At 71.3% G+C, this 20,333-nt stretch carries 18 protein-coding genes and 1 riboswitch; of the genes, 14 read left to right on the top strand and 4 right to left on the bottom strand.

The window, feature by feature from the left end; genetic code table 11:
* Positions 1-159: 159 nt before the first annotated feature.
* The 3 genes from ACIBQ1_RS02960 to ACIBQ1_RS02950 all read left to right on the top strand — a co-directional run bounded on the left by ACIBQ1_RS02960 (position 160) and on the right by ACIBQ1_RS02950 (position 3,943).
* Positions 160-1,653, top strand: a complete 1,494-nt coding sequence (locus ACIBQ1_RS02960) for a glycoside hydrolase family 13 protein (protein WP_397274238.1) — start codon at positions 160-162, stop codon at positions 1,651-1,653.
* A 78-nt stretch (positions 1,654-1,731) separates the two neighbouring features.
* Entirely contained in the window at positions 1,732-3,075 is a 1,344-nt protein-coding gene (locus tag ACIBQ1_RS02955) for a sensor histidine kinase (protein WP_397274237.1), read from the top strand.
* Between the two features lie 46 nt (positions 3,076-3,121).
* Complete coding sequence (locus ACIBQ1_RS02950) at positions 3,122-3,943, top strand: SAM-dependent methyltransferase (protein WP_397274236.1); 822 nt, start codon at positions 3,122-3,124, stop codon at positions 3,941-3,943.
* Here the strand turns inward: ACIBQ1_RS02950 and ACIBQ1_RS02945 are convergent.
* On the bottom strand, positions 3,940-5,280 hold the full coding sequence (locus tag ACIBQ1_RS02945; RefSeq protein WP_397274235.1) for a cation:dicarboxylate symporter family transporter: 1,341 nt from the start codon (positions 5,278-5,280) through the stop codon (positions 3,940-3,942). The genes ACIBQ1_RS02950 and ACIBQ1_RS02945 overlap by 4 nt on opposite strands.
* 107 nt (positions 5,281-5,387) lie before the next feature.
* Here ACIBQ1_RS02945 and ACIBQ1_RS02940 point away from each other — a divergent pair, with 107 nt between their 5' ends.
* The 5 genes from ACIBQ1_RS02940 to ACIBQ1_RS02920 all read left to right on the top strand — a co-directional run bounded on the left by ACIBQ1_RS02940 (position 5,388) and on the right by ACIBQ1_RS02920 (position 11,909).
* Positions 5,388-6,881, top strand: a complete 1,494-nt coding sequence (locus ACIBQ1_RS02940; protein WP_397274234.1) for an ATP-binding protein — start codon at positions 5,388-5,390, stop codon at positions 6,879-6,881.
* Positions 6,878-7,555, top strand: a complete 678-nt coding sequence (locus ACIBQ1_RS02935) for a response regulator (protein WP_397274233.1) — start codon at positions 6,878-6,880, stop codon at positions 7,553-7,555. Before ACIBQ1_RS02940 ends, ACIBQ1_RS02935 begins: the two co-directional genes overlap by 4 nt.
* A 73-nt stretch (positions 7,556-7,628) precedes the next feature.
* The gene (locus ACIBQ1_RS02930) at positions 7,629-9,665 is read left to right on the top strand and encodes an N-acetylneuraminate synthase family protein (RefSeq protein WP_397274232.1); all 2,037 of its coding nucleotides are present in this window, start codon (positions 7,629-7,631) and stop codon (positions 9,663-9,665) included.
* A gap of 28 nt (positions 9,666-9,693) precedes the next feature.
* The gene (locus ACIBQ1_RS02925) at positions 9,694-10,674 is read left to right on the top strand and encodes a glycosyltransferase family 2 protein (protein ID WP_397274231.1); all 981 of its coding nucleotides are present in this window, start codon (positions 9,694-9,696) and stop codon (positions 10,672-10,674) included.
* Positions 10,674-11,909 carry a polysialyltransferase family glycosyltransferase gene (locus tag ACIBQ1_RS02920; RefSeq protein ID WP_397274230.1) on the top strand — a complete coding sequence of 412 codons (1,236 nt, stop codon included), beginning with the start codon at positions 10,674-10,676 and terminating at the stop codon, positions 11,907-11,909. The genes ACIBQ1_RS02925 and ACIBQ1_RS02920 overlap by 1 nt, the downstream gene beginning before the upstream one ends.
* A 157-nt stretch (positions 11,910-12,066) precedes the next feature.
* Here the strand turns inward: ACIBQ1_RS02920 and ACIBQ1_RS02915 are convergent, their stop codons facing one another.
* Positions 12,067-13,227 (bottom strand): DUF6716 putative glycosyltransferase, encoded by a 1,161-nt coding sequence (locus tag ACIBQ1_RS02915; protein ID WP_397274552.1) that lies wholly within the window; start codon positions 13,225-13,227, stop codon positions 12,067-12,069.
* 2 nt (positions 13,228-13,229) lie between these two features.
* Positions 13,230-14,174 (bottom strand): hypothetical protein, encoded by a 945-nt coding sequence (locus ACIBQ1_RS02910; protein ID WP_397274229.1) that lies wholly within the window; start codon positions 14,172-14,174, stop codon positions 13,230-13,232.
* A 97-nt stretch (positions 14,175-14,271) separates the two neighbouring features.
* Between ACIBQ1_RS02910 and ACIBQ1_RS02905 the strand changes: the two genes are divergently transcribed.
* From ACIBQ1_RS02905 to ACIBQ1_RS02890, 4 genes are all read left to right on the top strand, one after another.
* Complete coding sequence (locus tag ACIBQ1_RS02905) at positions 14,272-15,093, top strand: aldo/keto reductase (RefSeq protein WP_397274228.1); 822 nt, start codon at positions 14,272-14,274, stop codon at positions 15,091-15,093.
* Positions 15,094-15,112: 19 nt separating this feature from the next.
* Positions 15,113-16,066: a Gfo/Idh/MocA family protein gene (locus ACIBQ1_RS02900; protein ID WP_397274227.1), complete on the top strand. Its 954-nt coding sequence runs from the start codon at positions 15,113-15,115 to the stop codon at positions 16,064-16,066.
* 117 nt (positions 16,067-16,183) lie between these two features.
* Positions 16,184-16,321: riboswitch (cyclic di-AMP (ydaO/yuaA leader) on the top strand.
* 12 nt (positions 16,322-16,333) lie between these two features.
* A complete protein-coding gene (locus ACIBQ1_RS02895; RefSeq protein WP_397274226.1) occupies positions 16,334-17,008 on the top strand; it encodes a CHAP domain-containing protein in 675 nt (224 codons plus the stop codon).
* A 218-nt stretch (positions 17,009-17,226) separates the two neighbouring features.
* A complete protein-coding gene (locus ACIBQ1_RS02890) occupies positions 17,227-17,913 on the top strand; it encodes a YoaK family protein (protein ID WP_397274225.1) in 687 nt (228 codons plus the stop codon).
* Between the two features lie 2 nt (positions 17,914-17,915).
* Here the strand turns inward: ACIBQ1_RS02890 and ACIBQ1_RS02885 are convergent, their stop codons facing one another.
* The gene (locus ACIBQ1_RS02885; protein WP_397274224.1) at positions 17,916-18,716 is read right to left on the bottom strand and encodes an alpha/beta fold hydrolase; all 801 of its coding nucleotides are present in this window, start codon (positions 18,714-18,716) and stop codon (positions 17,916-17,918) included.
* Positions 18,717-18,787: 71 nt separating this feature from the next.
* Between ACIBQ1_RS02885 and ACIBQ1_RS02880 the strand changes: the two genes are divergently transcribed.
* Both ACIBQ1_RS02880 and ACIBQ1_RS02875 read left to right on the top strand, forming a co-directional pair.
* Positions 18,788-19,651: a LysR family transcriptional regulator gene (locus tag ACIBQ1_RS02880; protein WP_397274223.1), complete on the top strand. Its 864-nt coding sequence runs from the start codon at positions 18,788-18,790 to the stop codon at positions 19,649-19,651.
* 102 nt (positions 19,652-19,753) lie between these two features.
* A complete protein-coding gene (locus ACIBQ1_RS02875; RefSeq protein ID WP_397274222.1) occupies positions 19,754-20,197 on the top strand; it encodes a YciI family protein in 444 nt (147 codons plus the stop codon).
* The last annotated feature ends 136 nt before the right edge of the window (positions 20,198-20,333 follow it).

Raw genomic sequence — 20,333 nt, 5'->3', positions numbered from 1 at the left:
AAAGCGGCCCGCAGTCCTCTCCCCCGCCGGACCTCAGCGGAAGTAGGGGCGGGTCAAGGGTGACTTATGCAACTTTCCGCAAGTTGCGCTTGACCCTCGCCTAACCATCGCGACATCCTTCACCAGAACATCACCGACATCTCACACAAAGGGACAGCCATGCTCGGCAACGACGACTGGTGGCGTGACGCCGTCGTGTACCAGGTCTACCCGCGCAGCTTCGCCGACGCCGACGGCGACGGCACGGGCGACCTCGCGGGCGTGCGCGACCGCCTCGGCTACCTCGCCGACCTGGGCGTGGACGCCATCTGGCTGAGCCCCTTCTACACCTCCCCCATGGCCGACGGCGGCTACGACGTGGCCGACTACCGGGACGTGGACCCCATGTTCGGCACGCTCGCCGACTTCGACGCCCTCGTCGCGGACGCCCATGACAAGGGCGTCAGGGTCATCGTGGACCTGGTGCCGAACCACTCCTCCGACCGGCATCCGTGGTTCCAGGCCGGGCTGCGCGACCGCTACATCTTCCGCGACCAGCCCAACGACTGGGAGTCGATCTTCGGCGGCCCCGCGTGGACGCAGGTGGCCGACGGGCAGTGGTACCTGCACCTGTTCGCCCCCGAGCAGCCGGACCTCAACTGGGAGAACCCGGACGTGCGCGCCGAGTTCCGCGACATCCTGCGCTTCTGGCTCGACCGGGGCGTGGACGGCTTCCGCGTGGACGTGGCGCACGGCATGATCAAGGCCGACGGGCTGCCCGACGTGGGGCCGAAGCAGGGCCGCCAGGCCGAGATGCTCGGCGACGAGCAGCTGCCCTACTTCGACCAGGACGGCGTGCACGAGATCTACCGCGAGTGGCGGCCGATCCTCGACTCCTATCCCGGCGGCCGGATGGCGGTGGCCGAGGCGTGGGTCTCCTCCCCCGAGCGGCTGGCCCGTTACGTCGGGCCCGACGAGCTGCACCAGGCGTTCTCGTTCGAGTTCATGATGGCCGACTTCCACGCCAAGTCGTTCCGTACCGTCATCGACAAGGCACTCAAGGAGGCCGAGCTGGTCGGCGCGCCCACCACGTGGGTGCTGTCGAACCACGACAAGCCCCGCCACGTCACCCGCCACGGCGGCCTGGCCCGCGCGCGGGCGGCCACGCTGCTCATGCTGGCCCTGCCCGGCTCGGCCTACCTCTACAACGGCGAGGAGCTGGGCCTGCCCGAGGTGCTCGACCTGCCGGACGAGCTGCGCCAGGACCCGGCCTTCCGGCGCACGGGCGAGAGCCGCGACGGCTGCCGGGTGCCGATCCCGTGGACGGCCTCCGGCGACTTCGGCTGGCGCGACCCCTGGCTGCCGATCCCCGCCTCGTGGGGGCCGCTGTCGGCCGAGGCCCAGGAGCACGACCCCGCCTCCACCCTGAACCTCTACCGGGCCGCGCTGAAGCTGCGCAGGGAGCACCCGGCGCTCGGCGGCGGCACCCTGAGGTGGCTCGACTCCCCCAAGGACGTGCTGGCCATCGAGCGCGACCCGGGGCTGGTCGTGGTCCTCAACACGGGTGAGGAGCCGGTGCGCCTCGACCTGGGCGGGGAGGTGCTGCTGTCCAGCGGCCCGCCGGCCGAGGACGGCACCGTCCCGCCGGACACCGCGGTCTGGATCCAGCGCTGACCGGATAGTGGCGTTGATTGGGGGAATCTTTCCCTCAACGCGACAAATGTCGGTAATCACGCTCGGTAACCTCACAGGGTGCCACCCTGGTGGGCCAGGTCCCTGCGTGGACGCGTCACCCTCATCGCGACGGCGGTAGCCGCCCTCGTGCTGATCCCTGTGGCCGTCGCCGGGGTGATCACCGCCAGGTCGCTGATGACCGCCAGCGTGTTCCGCGACACCAGGGACACGGCCGAGCGGATCGCGTACGAGATGCGCGGCGGCGCGCTGCCCATGGGCGCCGCCATCCCGGTGCCCAACCCGCCGGTGGACCTCATCCAGGTCGTCGGCCCCAACGGCCAGATCCTGGCCAGCAGCGACGCGGCCAGGAACCTGCCGCCGCTCAGCGACATCCGCCCGACACCCGAGAACCGGGTGATCAGCATGATGAACTGCCTGCCGACCGAGTGCGTCCACGTCACGGCCGTCAGGGTGAGCCTCTTCGCCGACTCCCCCGTGGTCTACGCCGGCCGCAGCACGCCCGACCTGCTGGCCAACCGCGGCCTGGAAGGGGTGGTGTTCATCGAGGTCGGGATACTGATCGGGCTGGCGTCGTGGGCCACGTGGCTGGTCACGGGACGCGCGCTGCGGCCGGTGGCGACCATGCGGGCCGAACTGGACGCCGTGCACGCGGGGGACCTGAGCCGGCGCGTCACGCAGCCGCCGGGCGCCGACGAGGTGGCCCAGCTCGCCAGGTCCGTCAACGGCACGCTGGCCCGGCTGGAGCGCTCGGCCCAGCAGCAGCGCCAGTTCGCCTCCGACGCCTCGCACGAGCTGCGCACCCCCATCGCGGGCCTGCGCGCCCAGCTGGAGAGCGCCCAGCTCTACCCCGACGACACCGACGTCGAGGCGCTGGTGGACAGCGCGCTGCGCGACACCGACCGCCTGGAGGCCATCATCACCGACCTGCTGCTGCTGGCCAGGATCGGCTCCCGGGTGGACGTGGTCAAGGAGCGGGTGGACCTCGCCGGGCTGGTGCGCCAGGAGCTGTCCGTGCGCTGCGACAAGGTGCCCGTGGAGGTGGAGCTGGCCGAGGGGGTGGAGGTCGAGGGCGTGCGGCTCCAGCTCGCCAGGGTCCTGACGAACCTGCTGGACAACGCCCAGCGCCACGCCGAGCACACGGTCCAGGTCGAGGTCCACAAGGAGGGCGCGCACACGGCGGTGCTGGCGGTCGAGAACGACGGCGTGGAGATCGCCGAGTGCGATCGCGAGCGCATCTTCCAGCGCTTCACCCGCCTGGACGCCGCCCGCAGCCGCGACGCCGGCGGAACGGGTCTGGGTCTGGCCATCGCGCGCGACGTCGCCATGGCCCACGGGGGCCAGATCACCGTCGAGGACCGCGTGGGCGGCGCGAGGTTTGTGTTGAGACTTCCCGCCGTTTGACCGCTTTCCGTAGATTTTCGGAGGTCAGGTCATAGATCATGGTGCCATGACGGAACAAGCGCCTCAGGGTGTCGACCCGCACATCCCTAACGCGGCGCGCATGTACGACTACTTCCTGGGCGGCAAGGACAATTTCCAAGCCGACAGGGATCTGGCCGAACTGGTCCTGAGCGCGGTTCCCGAGACCCGCGACGGCACCAGGGAGAACCGGGCGCTCATCGGCCGGTTCGTGCGTTACCTGTGCGAACAGGGCATCACGCAGTTCCTCGACCTCGGCTCCGGTCTGCCGGCGCAGGAGAACGTGCACGAGGTCGCGCTCCGCCACACCCCCGATGCCCGCGTGGTCTACGTGGACAACGACCCGGTGGTGGCCGCGCACGGCAGGGCCCTGCTGGCCGACCCGGAACGGGTGGCCATGGTGCTGGGCGACGTGCGCAGACCGGCGGAGATCCTGGCCAACCCCGAAGTGCGCGCGCTCCTGGACTTCGAGCGGCCGGTGGCCGTGCTCATGATGTTCATCCTGCATCTGATCCCCGACGAGGACGACCCGTACGCCTTCGTGGCCGCCTACCGCGACGCGATGTCGCCGGGCAGCTATCTGGCGATCTCGCACGTGGGCAGCGACTCCCACTCGGCGCTGACGGACCGGGTGATCGAGTTCTACCAGCGCGCCAACATGCCGTTCAGGCCGCGACCCGGCAAGGAGATCGCGGCCTTCTTCGGTGATCTGGAGTTCATCCCGCCCGGCCACCTCGCCAACGGCATCGGGCCGGAGCTCGGCTGGCCCTACGTCGACCACGACGTCCCGATCTTCCTGGACGCTGACATGGCGCGGCTGGGCTACGCGGGCATCGCCCGCAAACTCTAGACCTTCGACAGTTCCCGGTCGCCCGACTCCTCAGGCCCGGGGCGGTCGCCTTCCTCGTCCTCGTCCAGCAGCGTCGCCTCGTCGAACGGCGCGTTCCCGGCGAGCACCTCGTTGGCGCGCTCCCGGTCGAATTCGCCGGTCCAGACGGCGACGAGCACGGTGGCGACGGAGTTTCCGGCGAAGTTCGTCAGCGCCCTGGCCTCGGACATGAAGCGGTCGATGCCCACGATGAGGCCGACGCCGTCGACCAGCGCGGGCCGGTGCGCCTGCAGCCCGCCGGCCAGCGTGGCCAGCCCGGCCCCGGTCACGCCCGCTGCGCCCTTGGAGGCGATCATCATGAACAGCAGCAGCGCGATCTGCTCGCCGAACTGCAGCGGCGCCCCGGTGGCCTCGGCGATGAACAGCGTGGCCATGGTCAGGTAGATCGCGGTGCCGTCGAGGTTGAAGGAGTAGCCGGTCGGCACCGTGATGCCGGCGACGGTCTTGCTCACGCCCAGGTGCTCCATCTTGGCGATGAGCCTGGGCAGCGCCGTCTCCGAGGAGGAGGTGGACAAGATGAGCAGGAACTCGCGGCCCAGGTACTTCAGCAGCGACCACAGGTTGATCCGGGCGACCAGCCACAGGATCGAGCCGAGCACGACGCCGACGAACAGCAGGCAGGTGATGTAGAAGGCGACCATGATGATCGCCAGGCTCTTGAGCGCCTCCAGCCCGGTCTCTCCCACGACCGCGGCTATCGCGCCGAACGCGCCGACGGGCGCGGCCCACATGATCATGGCGAGGATGCGGAACGTCAGCCGCTGGAAGTGCCCGATGCCGCGCAGGATCGGCTCGCCCCTGGCGCCCATGGCCTGGATCGCGAACCCGGCCAGCAGCGCCACCAGCAGCGCCTGCAGCACCGAGCCGCCGGTGAGTGCGGACACCAGCGTCTCCGGGATGATGCCGAGCAGGAAGTCGACCGTGGACGCCTCGCCGCCCTTGGCCGCCTGCGCCTCCGCGGCCTGCTTGGCGGCGTCGCTGAGGTGCAGGCCCGAGCCCGGGTCGATGACGTTGCCGACCAGCAGGCCGATGAGCAGGGCTACCGTGGACATGACGATGAAATAGCCGAGCGCGAGGCCGCCGACCTTGCCGACCTTGGCCGCCTGGCGTACCGAGCCGATGCCCAGCACGATCGTGCAGAAGATGATCGGCCCGATCACCATCTTGATGAGCGCCACGAAGCCGGTGCCGAGCGGTTTGAGCTCCTTGCCCACGTCCGGCCAGACGAATCCGACCAGGATGCCGAGTAGGACCGCCCCGATGACGGCCAGATAGAGGTAGCGAGTGCGATCACGCATGGGGGGCTCTCCAGCGGTGATGGAATGACCTTCTAGACGCCCGAGTATGGCCCTCACAGTGACATAGGTCACCATTGAGTAAGTTTCGTTCACAGGGGAGATGTCAGATGCGGCGCTGGAGCCTGGCAGGCCAGATGCTGGTCCTGCAGCTGCTCGTGGTCGCCGTCACGGTGGTGGGCGGCGCGGTGCTCGCGCTCGTGCAGGCGCGCGACCTGCTCACCGAGGAGGCGGCCGGCAAGGCCCGGGCCGTCGCGGTGAGCGTGGCGGCCTCGCCCGACGTGCTGGCCGCCCTCGACGGCCCGAACCCGTCCGCGCGGCTGCAGCCGTACGCCGAGCAGGTGCGCCACAAGACGGGCGTCGACTTCATCACCATCATGAGCCCGGGCGGCATCCGCTACACCCACCCCAACCCCGCCCAGATCGGCAAGCCCTACCTCGGCCACATCGAGCAGGCGCTGACGGGTAAGACGTTCACCGAGACCTACACCGGCACGCTCGGCGAGTCCAGGCGGGTGGTGACCCCCGTCATGTCCGGTGGCCGGGTCCGGGCGCTGGTCAGCGCGGGCATCACGATCGAGAAGATCAGCGCCAGGGTCCGCGACCAGCTCGCCTGGGGCGGCCTGGTCATCGCGCTGGCGCTCTCGCTGGGCGCGGCGGGCACGTGGCTGGTCACCGCGCGGCTGCGCCGCCAGACGCACGGCCTCGGCCCGGTGGAGCTGGGGCGCATCCACGAGCACCACGACGCCGTCCTGCACGCCGTACGGGAGGGCCTGCTGCTGGTGGGCAAGGACGGCACGCTGACGCTGTGCAACGACGCCGCCAGAATGCTGCTCGGCCTGCCCGCCGACGCCGAGGGGCGGCACGTGGCCGAACTGGGCCTGTCGGAGCTGCTGGCCGCCGACGACGAGCGCGTCCACCTGGTCGACGACCGCGTCCTGGCGGTCAACAGCGCCGCCAGCCGGCTCGGCACCGTCGTGACCGTACGCGACCACACCGAGCTGCAGGCGCTGACCGGGCAGCTCCACGCCGAGCGCGACTTCGCCGAGTCGCTGCGCTCGGCCGCCCACGAGGCCGCCAACCGGCTGCACACCGTCATCACGCTGGTGGAGCTGGGCCGCACCGAACAGGCCGTGGCGCTCGGCACGGCCGAGCTGCGGGCCGCGCAGGAGCTGACCGACCGGGTGGTCGGCGCGGTCCGCGAGCCCGTGCTCGCCGCGCTGCTGCTGGGCAAGAGCGCCGAGGCGGCCGAACGCGGCGCCGAACTGGTGATCAGCCAGGACAGCGAGCTCGACGACCCGGGCCTCGACCCGCGCGAGCTCGTCACGATCGTCGGCAACCTGATCGACAACGCCATCGACGCCGCCTCCCGGGTGGAGGTGCACCTGAGCGCGGGCGGCGGCGAGGTCCTCATCAGGGTCGCCGACAACGGCCCAGGGCTGGCCGACCCGCAGGCGTTCGAGAAGGGCTGGACCACCAAGGGCGACGGGCGCGGGCTGGGCCTGGCGCTGGTGGGGCAGGCGGTGCGGCGCCTGGGCGGCACCATCGAGGTGGCGGGCTCGGTGTTCACCGTGCGGCTGCCGGTCCCGGAGCGGGTGCGATGACGAACTCGACGATCTCCGTGCTCGTCGTGGAGGACGAGGAGATCACGGCCGAGGCCAACCGCATCTACGTCGAGCGGATGCCGGGCTTCGAGGTGGCCGGGGTGGTCAGGACCGGCGGCGAGGCGCTGCGCTTCCTGCGCGGCCGGCCCGTGGACCTCGTCCTGCTCGACCTCTACCTGCCGGACATGCACGGGCTGGAGGTGTGCCGGGCGATCCGCGCGGGCGGGCTCATGTGCGACGTGATCGCCGTCACCTCCGCCCGCGACCTGGCCATGGTGCGTTCAGCGGTCTCGCTCGGGATCTCCCAGTATCTGCTCAAACCGTTCACGTACGGGACACTCGCCGAAAAGCTGACGCGTTACGCCCGGTTCAAGGACGAGGCGGGCCTGGCCGTCGGGCAGGGCGACGTGGACCGGGTCCTCGGCACCCTCCGGGGCAGCTCGGAGCTGCCGAAAGGCATGGCGCGCGACACCCTCGACGCGGTCGTCGCGAAGTTGCGCGACAACCCCGGGGGCATGGCGGCGCAAGCCGTGGCGGACGCGATCGGAGTGTCTCGCGTGACGGCCCGCCGCTACCTGGAATACCTGGTCGAGCTGGGTGTGGCGGCCCGCATCCCGCAGTACGGCGGAGTCGGCCGGCCAGAACTCCTCTACCGGATCCCCATGGAAAGTTAATGATGGTGACGCTGGCCGTTCAATCCGGGCCTCTAGCTTCTGGGTGCAGTCCGATGCACTGAGGAGACAGATCTTGCGAGTCCTGGCCGTAGTTCCCGCCCGCGGAGGTTCGGCGGGCGTACCCCTGAAGAACCTTGCCCTGGTCGGCGGCGTGCCGCTGGTCACCCGAGCGGTTCGGGCCGCCCAGCGGGCCGGCCTGGTGGACCAGGTCGTGGTCAGCACCGACCACGCGGGCATCGCCGAGACCGCCCGTGAGGCGGGGGCGATCGTCGTGGAGCGACCCGAGGAGCTGAGCGGCGCGACCGCCTCCAGCGAGTCGGCGGTGCTACACGCGCTCGACGCCCTCGGCGAGGACCCCGAGATCGTCGTGCTGGTGCAGTGCACCAGCGCGTTCATCGACCCGAATGACCTTTCGGAGGCGGTGCGCAAGGTGCTGGACGGAGAGGCCGACTCGGTCGTGTCGGGGCTGCCGACGCACGAGTTCCTGTGGACCGCGGCCGGGGGCGGCATCAACCACGACCCGGCCGTCCGGCAGCGCCGGCAGGACCGCGACGCCCAGTTCCGCGAGAACGGCGCCTTCTACGTCATGCGCGCCTCCGGCCTGCGCGAGCACGGCCACCGCTTCTTCGGCGAGGTCGCCGTCCAGCCGGTCTCCCCCAAGCACGGCGTCGAGATCGACAACCCGGAGGACCTGGAGCTGGTGCGCGCGCTCGCCCCGTTCATCGACGAGCCCGAGCCGATCGACGTGGACGCCGTCATCACCGACTTCGACGGCGTGCACACCGACGACCGCGCCTACGTCGACTCCGACGGCCGCGAGATGGTGCTCGTCAGCCGCTCCGACGGGATGGGCGTCGCGCTGCTGAAGCGGTCCGGCGTGAAGGTGCTGGTCATGTCCACCGAGCACAACCCCGTGGTGGCCGCCCGCGCCCGCAAGCTCGGCGTCCCCGTGCTGCAGGGCCTGGCCGAGAAGCGGACCGTGCTGCGCGACTGGCTGACCATCGAGGGCCTCGACCCCGCCCGCGTCGCCTACGTCGGCAACGACGTCAACGACCTGGGCCCGATGGCCGAGGTCGGCTGGCCCATCGCCACCCCCGACGCCCACCCGCGCGTGCGCGCCGCCGCCCGGGTCGTGCTGACCAGGCCCGGCGGGTCCGGCGCCGTGCGCGAGCTGTGCGACCGCGTCGTGGCCGCCCGGCCCGAGCCGCCCATTGCCGAGGTCCGCACCCGGCCCAGGCTCGGCCCCGTCGGAATCGGCGACCTCCTCGTCGGCGACGGCGAGCCCGTGTACGTGATCGGCGAGATCGGCATCAACCACAACGGCGACCTCGACATCGCCCGCCGCCTCATCGACGTGGCGGCCGAGGCCGGCTGCCAGGCGGTCAAGTTCCAGAAGCGCACCCCCGCGATCTGCGTGCCCGAGGAGCAGAAGAGCCAGATCCGGCAGACGCCGTGGGGCGAGATGACGTACCTGGAGTACAAGGAGCGGACCGAGTTCGGCTACGACGAGTACCGGCAGATCGCGAAATACTGCGACGAGCGCGGCCTGCACTGGTTCGCCTCGCCGTGGGACGTGCCCTCCGTGGAGTTCCTGGAGGAGATGGACGTCCTGGTGCACAAGGTGGCCTCGGCCAGCATCGCCGACCACGAGCTGCTGCGGGCCCTGGCCGCCACCGGCAAGCCGATCATCCTGTCCACCGGCATGTCCACGCTGTCGGAGATCGACGAGGCCGTCGAGATCCTCGGCACCGACAGGCTGATCATGATGCACGCGACGTCCACGTACCCGCTGCCGCCGGAAGAGGCGAACCTGCGCACGATCACCACGCTCAAGGAGCGCTACGGCGTGCCCGTCGGCTACTCCGGCCACGAGCGCGGCCTGCAGATCTCCCTGGCCGCGGTCACGCTCGGCGCGGTCACCGTGGAGCGGCACATCACCCTCGACCGCACCATGTGGGGCTCCGACCACGCCGCCTCGCTGGAGCCGGCCGGCCTCGAGCACCTCGTCCGTGACATCCGCATCATCGAGCAGGCCATGGGCGACGGCGTCAAGCGCGTCTTCCCCGGCGAGGAGGCCCCCAAGGCCCGCCTGCGCCGGGTGACCGTCTGACCTCGTTCGCACTCTGGAGAGACAACTCTTGATCACTCTCTCGGTCGTCGTGCCGGTGCTGAACGGCGAGCGGTACATCGCCGACGCGCTGTCCTCGCTCTGCCGCAACGCACGGCACGACTTCGAGTTCATCGTCGTCAACGACGGGTCCGTGGACGCCACCGGGGACATCGTCGAGGACTTCACCCGCGACCTGCCCGGGCTGACGATGCTGCGCAACCCGACCCCCGCCGGGCTGGCCGACGCCCGCAACACGGGCCTGTCGGCCGCCTCCGGCCGGTACGTCACGTACATGGACGCCGACGACTGGCTCGCCCCCGGCTACCTGGCGCGGCTCGTCGAGGCGATCGACGGGCTCGGCTGCGACTTCGTCCGTGCCGACCACGTGCAGGTCGAGGGCCGCAAACGGGTCGTGCACCGCGCCCCCATGACGCAGAGGGGCGTGGTGCTCGACCCACGGGACGCGATCCTGCCCTCGGGCGTGCGGACCATGGTCGACTACCCGTACGCGTGGGCCGGGATCTACCGGCGCTCGCTGCGCGACCTGCTGCACTTCCCCGGCTCCCTGCACACCGCCGAGGACCGGCCGTGGATCTGGCGCCTGCACCGGGAGGCCGCCACGTTCGCGGTGGTGTCGCTGGCCGGGGTGTTCTACCGCCGCATGGTGTCCGGGTCGCTCACCCAGGTCGGCGACGAGCGCCAACTGCACTTCTTCGACGCGTTCGACCTGGTGTTCAAGGACCTGGAGCCGGAGTTCATGCCCAAGGCGGTGCGGAACTTCTGCGCGCTCCTGGCCCACCACCTGGAGATCGCCGACCGGTTCACGCCGGCGCTGCGCTCGCGCTTCGAGGAGCGCGGCGCGCACATGGTGCGCGCGCTGCCCTCCGAGATCGTGTCGGAATCGGTGGCGCGCATGTCCGTCGAACGCGAGACCACGCTGCGGGCCCTGGTGCCCGACCTGCCGCCCAGCCCGCACGTCCGGATCCGCCGCGACCGGGAGGAGACATAGTGAAGGTCTTCTACGCCTCGACGCTGTTCGGGGCGATGTCGCTGGCCGCCGCCATCGACGACGGCCGCTTCGGCGACGGGCGCCGCGTCCTGATCGTGTCGAACAACGCGGCCATCCCCGAGGTGTCGACGCCGCTCGACAAGACGCCCGGCTTCGCCGTGCTGCGCTCGCGCTTCGACGCGGTGCACTCATGGAACGACCTCATCGCGCCGCTGCACCCCTCCGACTGGCGGGCCCGCGTCATCGAGGTGCCGATGATGGAGCGCCTCATCCGCACCGTCTGGGGCCTGAACGACGTCGAGGAGCTGGTGCTGGAGTCGATCGCGGTGCCCCCGGCGCGGACCATCGCCGGGCTGGTGCGCGACTGCCCGATCACCGTCTACTCCGACGGCCTGATGAGCTACGGCCCCACCCGCGACCCGCTGCCGGCCGAGATCTTCCGCCGCATCGGACGCCTGTTCCACCTGGACCTGGTGCCGGGCCTGACCCCGCTGCTGCTCAGCGAGTACGACGTCGCCCCCTCGATCCTGCCGGACGAGCGGTTCATGTCGATCGTGCACGAGGTCACCTCCACCGCCCCCGACATGAGGCCGGGCCAGGCGATGATCCTCGGCCAGTACCTGTCGGCCCTGGAGATCGTCACTCCGGAGGAGGAGGCGGGGCTGCACGAGACGATGCTCAAGGCCCTGGCCGCCCGCGGCCACACCGACATCGTCTTCAAGCCGCACCCGGCCGCCGGGCGGCGCCACGCCCAGCTCCTGCGGGCCGCGGCCGAGCCCCTGGGCGTGCGGCTGTCGGTGGCCTCGGAGAGCGTGCCCGCCGAGGTGTGCTTCGCGGCGCTGCGGCCGGAGCTGGTCGTGGGCTGCTTCTCGACCGGGCTGCTGACCGCGCAGCGCTACTTCGGGCTGCAGGTGGCCTCGTACGGGACGGACCTGGTGCTCGACCGGCTGGCGCCGTACGAGAACAGCAACCGGATCCCGGTCACCATCGTGGACGCGCTGCTGCCCCGGCTGTCACCGGAGGGCGCCGTGGAGCATCCGACGGCGGTGGACCTGCGCGGGCTCGTCCGGGCGGTGGGCTACTGCATGCAGGCCGAGACGTATCCGGAGCTGCGGCCCGCGAGCATCCAGTTCGACGCCCGCTACTTCAAGCGCAAGCGCCTGGAGACCCTCGGCCTGGTGACCCGCCCCACGGCACTCACCCGGCTGCGCCGGAAGATCCGCTCGGCGATCTGACGCTCCTCCGCGAAGGACCGCGACCCCGGACGGCGGGAGGGACCCTCCCCCACCGTCCGGGGTCGCGGTCTTCTCAGGGGAAACGGGGCGCGGACGACCACGCCCCGGGCGGTCCCCCGGGACGCGGGCCGACGTTCTCGAACAGGAAGCGCGGCGATCAGCCGAGGGCTTTGAGGTAGCGGCGCATGCGGCGCTTGGCCCGGTAGCCGGCCCGCAGCATCGACGGATGCACCTCCACCCGCAACCGCGCCCGCCGCCGCGCCGCCGCGTGCTCGGGCCCGTCCAGCAGCGACCGCGCCGGTACGCGCGACCCCGCCGCCACCAGCCCGGCCAGCCGCGACGCCCAGTCGTTGTGCGCCGCCGGGTGGAAGTAGTTGGCCTCGCACCACTCGGACGAGGCCGGGCGGAAGCCGCCCTTGGCCAGTTCGTCAAGGGTGCCGAGCAGCCCGCTGCCCTCGAACACCAGGTTGATCATCTCGGCGCTCACGCCGAAGTCCGACAGCACCAGCGACGGCACGCCCAGCGCGATCGCCTCCAGCGCCGCCGTCGAGCTCACCGTGACGAACCCCGCCGCCCGCTCCAGCTGGTCGTGCATCGACCCCGCCGCGAACTCCAGCCGCCCCGGCTCGCCCATCTCCCGCCACAGCCGCTGGTAGTGGTGGCGCTCGTTGTGCGTCTGCCGCTCGTCCTCAAGGGCCCGCAGCTTGACCACCACGTCCAGCTCGGGCCGCAGCCGGGCCAGGTCGGCCAGCGCCAGCAGGATCCGCTCGCGCTGCTCGCGCTCCCGCGGCACCTTGGCCTGGGTGGCGAACACGACCCGGTTCCCGCCCCCGGCGACCACGTCGGAGCGCAGGAACGGCAGCCGGGCCAGCCCCACCGCCCCTCCCCCGCCAAGCCGGCCGGCGATCTCGGAGAACTCGGCCACCTCACGCTCGCTGTGCACCACGAACAGGTCGCACCCGCTGCGGAACAGCCACGCCTTCTCCGTCGCCGGCACCGAGATGCCCGGCAGCCCGCTCACGAACACCGGCCGCGGCCGCAGGTCGCCGAGCACGTCGGCCACCAGCACGTCCACCACCGGGCCCGTGCAGGCCACGAGCACCACGTCCGGCCGCATGCGCTCGGCCAGCCGCCGCACGGACCGCGCCGAGACCACCGGCGGCGGCTCCAGACCGCCCACGGCGGCGGCGATCTGCTCCGGCGAGGGCGCGATCGGCGTGCGCACCACCACCAGTTCCGCCGTGTCGCCGGGGGGAAGGTCGCCGAGCAGGCAGGCCGCCCACTTCAGATACGAGTCGGAGTCGGCGACCGCCAACACTTTCAACCGGACACTCCTGTCAGATGCGAGCGAAGGGCGGGGGCCGCCCTGCTGGTCCACCAGTCGTCAGGAACGTCCACGGGCTCCACGGCGACACCGCGCGAGCTGAGCAGCACCCGCAGCGAGGTGATCGCGGTCGAGGGCAGGCTGAGCACGCGCTGGCTCGCGTCCAGGCCGCGCAGCGTCAGCTCGGCCGGCGCGCCCACGTCGTGCACGGTGATGCCCGGGCGCTCCCGGATCAGGGCCACGTCCACGGGGTCCTCGCGGCGGTGCGGGTAGTACGCGAGCGGCTCCCGCGCCGCCAGGTCCGTCAGCCAGCGCAGGTAGTGGTCGCGGTGCACGAGGCCGTTCCTGACGAGCGAGGTGCCGAGGACGACCGTGCGCTCCGCGGGCCCCTCCGCGCTGGGCGGCTGGGCGCGCAGCCAGGCGAACTGGTGGCGTACCAGGTTGATCCCGGCCCGGCGCACCCCGTCCTCCAGGGCCTCGTCCACGGGCAGGGCGGTGAAGACCGACACGTCGCTCAGGCGCAGCCGCAGCGCGGCCGCCAGGCCCAGTGTGGAGCGCAGCCTGCCCGGCTGGGCCCTGGCCCGCAGCAGCGGCCGGAACGGCCCCGCGGCCAGCAGCTCCAGCAGCCGGAGCGTGGCCAGCCCGTCGTCCACGATGACGATGCGGCCGGGACGCGAGGTGAGCCAGCGCAGCTGCACCCTGCCGGAGAAGGCGTCACCGACGGCCTGCACGCGTCTGGGCATGCGCTCACGCGGCTCCGCCAGCTCAAGGCCGTCGGGCAGCCCGAGGGACCTCAGCTCCCGACGCGTGGCCTTCAGCGGTCGCAGACCGGCGCGCGGCACGACCACCGTCTCGGGGCCGAGCACGCCCGCGTGATGGGCCTCGACGGCGCACAGCATCTGGAGCGGAGACTCCACCCAGGCCGACGCCTGTTCGACCACTCCTGTCCTCCCAGCCGGGTGATGGCCCGTTCACGACCGCTTCAAGCTAGCCCCGCCGCCTTAAGCCACCAGAAACGCGACGTGAACAATGGAGGGTATGAACTCGCTCATGCTCAACACCGACGGCGTGCAGATCCCGCAGCTCGGCTACGGCGTCTGGCAGGTCCCCGCCGATGAGGCCGCGCAGGCCGTCGCCACCGCGCTGCGGGCCGGCTACCGGCACATCGACACCGCCGCCGCGTACGGCAACGAAGAAGGGGTGGGGCAGGCCGTGCGGGAAAGCGAGCTGCCGCGCCGGAAGGTGTTCGTCACCACCAAGCTGTGGAACGCCGACCACGGCCGCGCGGAGGCGGCCTTCGAGGAGTCCCTGGCCCGGCTCGGCCTCGACTACATCGATCTTTTCCTCATCCACTGGCCGGTGCCGCAGCAGGACAAGTACGTGCAGGCGTGGAAGGCGTTGGAGAAGATCTACCGTGACGGGCGCGCCAAGGCCATCGGCACCTCGAACTTCACCGTCGCCCACCTCACCCGCCTGATGAACGAGACCGGCATCGTGCCCTCCATCAACCAGATCGAGCTGCACCCGTACCTCCAGCAGCGCGAGCTGCGCGCCTTCCACGAGGCCAACGGCATCCTCACCGAGGCGTGGAGCCCGCTCGGCCAGGGCCAGGGCCTGCTGAACGACCCGGCGCTGGCCAAGCTGTCCGACAAGTGCGGCAGGACGCCCGCGCAGATCGTGCTCCGCTGGCACCTGCAGCTCGGCCACGTCGCGATCCCCAAGTCGGTCACCCCGTCGCGCATCGCCGAGAACATCGGCGTCTTCGACTTCATCCTCGACGCCGAGGACATGGCCGCGATCGGCGCGATGAACAAGGGCCATCGGATCGGACCCGACCCCGATACGTTTGACATGACCTGATTCGTCTACGATCTCCCGCGTGCGAGATTTTGCGTGGGGCATCGCGGCGACAGGACGTATAGCGCAGACCGTCGGGGCGGTCATCGCCGCCGAACCGGGCATGCGGGTGGCCGCCGTCGGCTCGCGGAACCTGGAGCGGGCGCAGGCGCTGGCCGCCACGCTGGGCGCGGAGTCGGCGTACGACTCCTATGAGCGGCTCTGCGCCGACCCGGCCGTGGACGCGATCTACGTGGCGACGCCGCACGCCCAGCACCTGGAGGTGGCCGAGGCCGCCATCGCCGCGGGCAAGGCCGTGCTGTGCGAGAAGCCGCTGGCCGCCACCGTGGACGACGCGGAGAAGATGGTGCGCCTGGCACGCGAGGCAGGCGTGTTCCTGATGGAAGCGATGTGGATGAGGTTCAACCCTCTCATCCAGAGGATCGCGGCCGACGAGCGCTTCGGCGACCTGCGCTCGGTGCACGCCTCCTTCGGCTTCGCCAAGCCGTACGAGCCGGAGCACCGGCTGTGGGCGCCGGAGCTCGGCGGCGGGGCGCTCCTCGACCTGGGGATCTACCCGTTCGGCCTGGCCCAGTTGCTCCTCGGCATGCCCTCCGACCTGCGGATCACCGGCTCCCTGGCGCCCAACGGCGTCGACGCGGAGGCCGGCGGCGTGCTGCTCTACCCCGATGGCAGGAAGGCTCTCGTGGAGACTTCGTTGCTCGGGAATTACCCGAACCATGCCAGCGTTGTAGGCACCCAGATGCGGGTGGACATCCAGGCGCCGTTCTGGGCTCCGCAGCGGATCGTACTGTCCGGGCCCTCGATGGAGCCGGAGGAGTACACGCTCGATTCGGTGAACCACGGGTACGCCGGAGAGCTCCGCGAAGTCCGCGCCGCGACGGCCGAAGGCAGGACCGAAAGTTCGATCATGCCGCTTGACGAATCCCTTGCCATGATGGGGCTTCTGGCCGATGCTCGCAGGCAACTCGCCTAGCTGGGCCTTTATGGATTTGTAATCCTCTTGCCTCATGCATTACGTTTGGGGCATCCTTGAGACATACGTCCGGTTTGTCCGGACTTGTCCGACCATCGCACGACACATCACAGGAACGTCCTGTGACCGCTGAATCCGCCTTCGGGCGGAGCCGGGGACCCACGTCCTTTGGGGTGAATCGGCACTTCGGTGCCGTAGGGCAGCTTCCACGCCCGAACCCGTCAGCTAACCCGGTAAGCGGCATGGAAGCAAGGAGTAACCCCCTCGATGGCCAACTTCCGCTTTACCTCTGCTGCGAAGAACAACATCGCCCGCGCCCTGCTCGGCGCCACCGTCCTCGGCTCCGTGTTCGGCGTCCACATGACGAGCGCCGGAGCCGCGGAGAAGCAGCCGATCGACACGACCACCGTCTCCGACCACGCCGAGCGCTCCCGCGAGACCAGGGTCACCGCCACCGCCGCCCAGGTCCTGGCGCTCGCCAAGTCCCAGATCGGCATCTCCGAGAACGCCGCCGGCGGCGGCACCAAGTTCCAGCAGTGGTACGCCAACTCCCAGCGGGCCGCGGAGACCGTCGCCCGGGACGGCGGCAGCCGCACCGAGTACCTGAACGCCGCCTGGTGCGCGATGTTCGTCTCCTGGGTCGGCGAGCACACCGGCGCCCGCGCGCAGATCGGCTGGGACTCCTGGACCGTCGCCCACGCCAAGTGGTTCCAGGCCAACGACCGCTTCGGCACCGAGCCCAAGCCCGGCGCCATCGTGTTCTTCTCGTGGAGCGGCAGCAAGAACCTCAAGGACATCAAGCACGTCGGGTTCGTCGAGAAGGACAACGGCGACGGCACCATCACGACCGTCGAGGGCAACACCGGCCGCGGCAAGGTCGAGGAGCGCGTCCGGCCCAAGTCCCAGGTCGTCGGCTACGGCTACCCGCAGTACCGCGGCTGACCGGACTCCCCCACAGCCCGGACTCCCCAACAGCGCCGAACGAGCGCGCGTCCCGCGAACGGGACGCGCGCTCGTCGCGTTCACCCTCCTAGCGTTCACCCTCGTCGCGTTCGCCCTCCGCGCGTGCGGCGGCCCGCCACCGGGGAAGACCCGAGGCAAGCCGTCCACGACCTCGCCGAGGAGCCGCCCACCATGCCACCGCACACGTGGAGGGGCCCGTGAGGAGGGGCGGGCTGCGGTGGATCGCCGACGGGCTCTTCCCGAGCGGCGCCAACCCGCACGGCGTCCTGCCCGCCCTGCTGATCCTCCTGGCCCTCGTCACCGGCCTCGTGGACGCCGTCAGCTACCTCGGCCTGGGCCGCGTCTTCGTCGCCAACATGACCGGCAACCTCGTCTTCCTCGGCTTCGCCCTGGCGGGGGCCGCGCAGATGTCCAAATGGGCCTCGCCGGTGGCCCTGGCCGCCTTCGGAGCCGGCGCCTGGAGCGCCGGCCGGGTGAGCAGGCGGGCCACCAACCCGCGACGCGCGTTCGCCGCCGCCACCGCCGCGCACGCGCTCCTCGTCGCCGCCGCCCTCGTCGTCGCCCTCGTGGCCGGACACCGGGCCACCGCGCCGCAGGCGGCCCTCATCGCACTGCTCGGCTACGGCATGGGCCTGCAGAACGCCTCCGTGCGCGCGCTCGGCGTACCCGACCTGGTCACCAACGTCCTCACCACGACCCTCACGGGGCTGGCCACCGACGCACCGGGACGGGCCGCCCTGCGCCGGGCCGCCTCCGTGGCGGCGATGTTCCTCGGCGCGCTGGCCGGCGCCGTCCTCCACCTCACCACCGGCCCCGCGCCGGCGCTGGCGGCCGCCCTGGCCCTGCTCGTCACCGTCACCCTCATGTCCCGCAGGACTCACTAGACTCAGCCAAGGAAGAACTCCGCCAGCGCCCGCGCCACCCCGGCCGGATCGTTCTCCATCGGGATGTGCCCCGCCCCCGGGACACGCACCAGCGTCGTGTCCGGCACCTCCGCGGCGAACCGCTCGGCGTACCGGACCTCCTGGAACGTGTCGTCCTCCCCCCACACCAGCAGCTTCGGCGTCTCATCGGCCTTCAGCGCGGGCATCAGGTCCAGCGTGTAACGGCTGTCGGCCGCGCCCGCCAGCGCCATCCACGACCGGCCCACCCGCGGGTCGTTCCACGGATCCAGGTAGTCCGCCAGCTCCGCCTCGCTTGCGGGCCGGCCCAGCGCGACGGTGACGGCCTTGCGGCGCGCGGCCAGCAGCTCCTCCACGGTCGTCGCCGCCACGACCGCAGGATCGCGGTAACGGGCCACGCCGGGCACCGGCCAGGAGTCGTACGTGACCGAGTTGACCAGCGCCAGCCGCCGCACCTCCCCCTCGACCAGCAGGTGCTGGGCGACCGCGCCGCCGATGTCGTGGCCCGCCACCGACAGCGGCTCCCCCGCCCCCACCGCCGCCGCGAACCGGCGCACCCACGCCGCCAGCGCCGGAACCGCCGCCGTCTCAGCCGTCAGCTCCCCACCGGAACGGCCCAGCCCCGGCAGATCCACCGCCACCGGGCGCAGCCCCGCCGCCGCCAGCCCGTCGATCACCGGCGCCCAGACCCGGCTCCAGTACGTTCCGTGCAACAGCAGCACCACCGGGCCCCGCTCGCCCCCCGTCAGATAACTGGCCACACGGCCATCGACGTCAATCGTCATTCGTTCGACCATGGACATAACCATCGGGTTCTGGAAGCTCCTTGGTCAAATACCAATTAAGGTATGTCGGTATGACATTGGCGCAGCTCAGAGTGCTGGTCGCGGTCGCCGAACACGGCGGCTTCACCGCCGCCGCCGACCACACCGGCATGTCCCAGCCCGCGGTCAGCCGAGCCGTCGCCGCCCTCGAACGCGAGTTCGGCGCCGCCCTGTTCGCCCGCCACCGCGACGGCATCGCCCTCACCGAGGCCGGCCGGCGAGCCGTGGCCCGCGCCCGGGAGGCCCTGCGCCACCTCGACCTCATCCGCTCCGACGTCGCCGCCGCCAACGGCCAGATCACCGGCGAACTCCGCCTGGCCAGCCTCCCCAGCGCCACCGGCACGCTCGTCGCCAAGCTGCTGCGCGCGTTCACCGACCGCTACCCGCAGGTCCGCGTACGCCTCTTCGAGGGCGTGGACGACGACATCCGCGAGTGGCTGCACCGCGGCGCCGCCGAGGTCGGCGTCGTCACCCTCCCCGCCCCCGGCCTGCACACCGTCCACCTGAGCACCCACGACATGGTCGCCGTGCTGCCCGCCGACCACCCCCTGACCGCCCGCCCGGCCATCACCCTCGCCGACCTGGCGGGCCGGCCGTTCATCCTGACCACCGCCGGCTGCCGACCCCTGATCATGCGCGCGGCGCTGACGGCCCAGGTACGCCTCGACATAGCCTTCGAGGCCAGCGGCCCCGCCGCCATCCTGGAGATGGTGGCCGCGGGGCTCGGCGTCAGCATCGTCCCCACGCTCGGCCTCCCCGCCGACCTGGGCACCGTCGTCACCCGCCCTCTGGAGCCGAAGATGACCCGCTCACTGGCCCTGGCCGTCCCGTCGGCAGACGACTGCGCCCCGACGGCGCGAGCCTTCCTCGACCAGCTGGGCGCCTTTACATTGTAGATTCCAAGCTGGCCGAGTTGAATTTCTGGCGGACGTGTCGATCCCGCCCATCGCCGTTCGACGCGTACGACGAGAGCCCGAAAACGAAAGAGAGGCACCACCATGAAGTTCATGATCGTCGGCAAGGCCAACCCGGAGACCGAGGCCGGGGCGCTGCCCAGCCAGGAGCTCGTGGACAACATGCACGCCTACAACGAGGCGCTGACCAAGGCAGGCGTGCTGCTGGCGGCCGAAGGGCTCTACCCGAGCTCGCAGGGCGCCCAGATCGCCTACACCGGCGGCAAGGCGACCGTGATCGACGGCCCCTTCGCGGAGGCCAAGGAGCTCATCGCCGGCTTCTGGCTGATCCAGGTGAAGTCCCGGGAAGAGGCGATCGAGTGGGCACTGCGCGTACCGGTCCCGCCGGGGCATGACGGGATCGGGCTGGACGTCTGGCGGGTGTTCGACGCTTCGGACGTACCGGACGACTCGCTGCCGGCGGACGAGCGGGACCGCGAACACGCACTACGCGACCGCCTCGGCGTCAACACCATCCCCGGCACCTGACCCACCCGGGACGCGAATGCCCGCAACGCCAGGCACGCACCACCCCACCCACCACGCAACCGGACGGTAGACAGAGCACTCACGCGAGCGACTGAGCCATCGATCACCCGAGTCGACGAAACCGAGCCGAAGGGAC

It is taken from the genome of Nonomuraea sp. NPDC050153 (assembly GCF_044460125.1).
Lineage (GTDB): Bacteria > Actinomycetota > Actinomycetes > Streptosporangiales > Streptosporangiaceae > Nonomuraea.
This window is presented reverse-complemented; position numbering and strand designations above follow the sequence as displayed.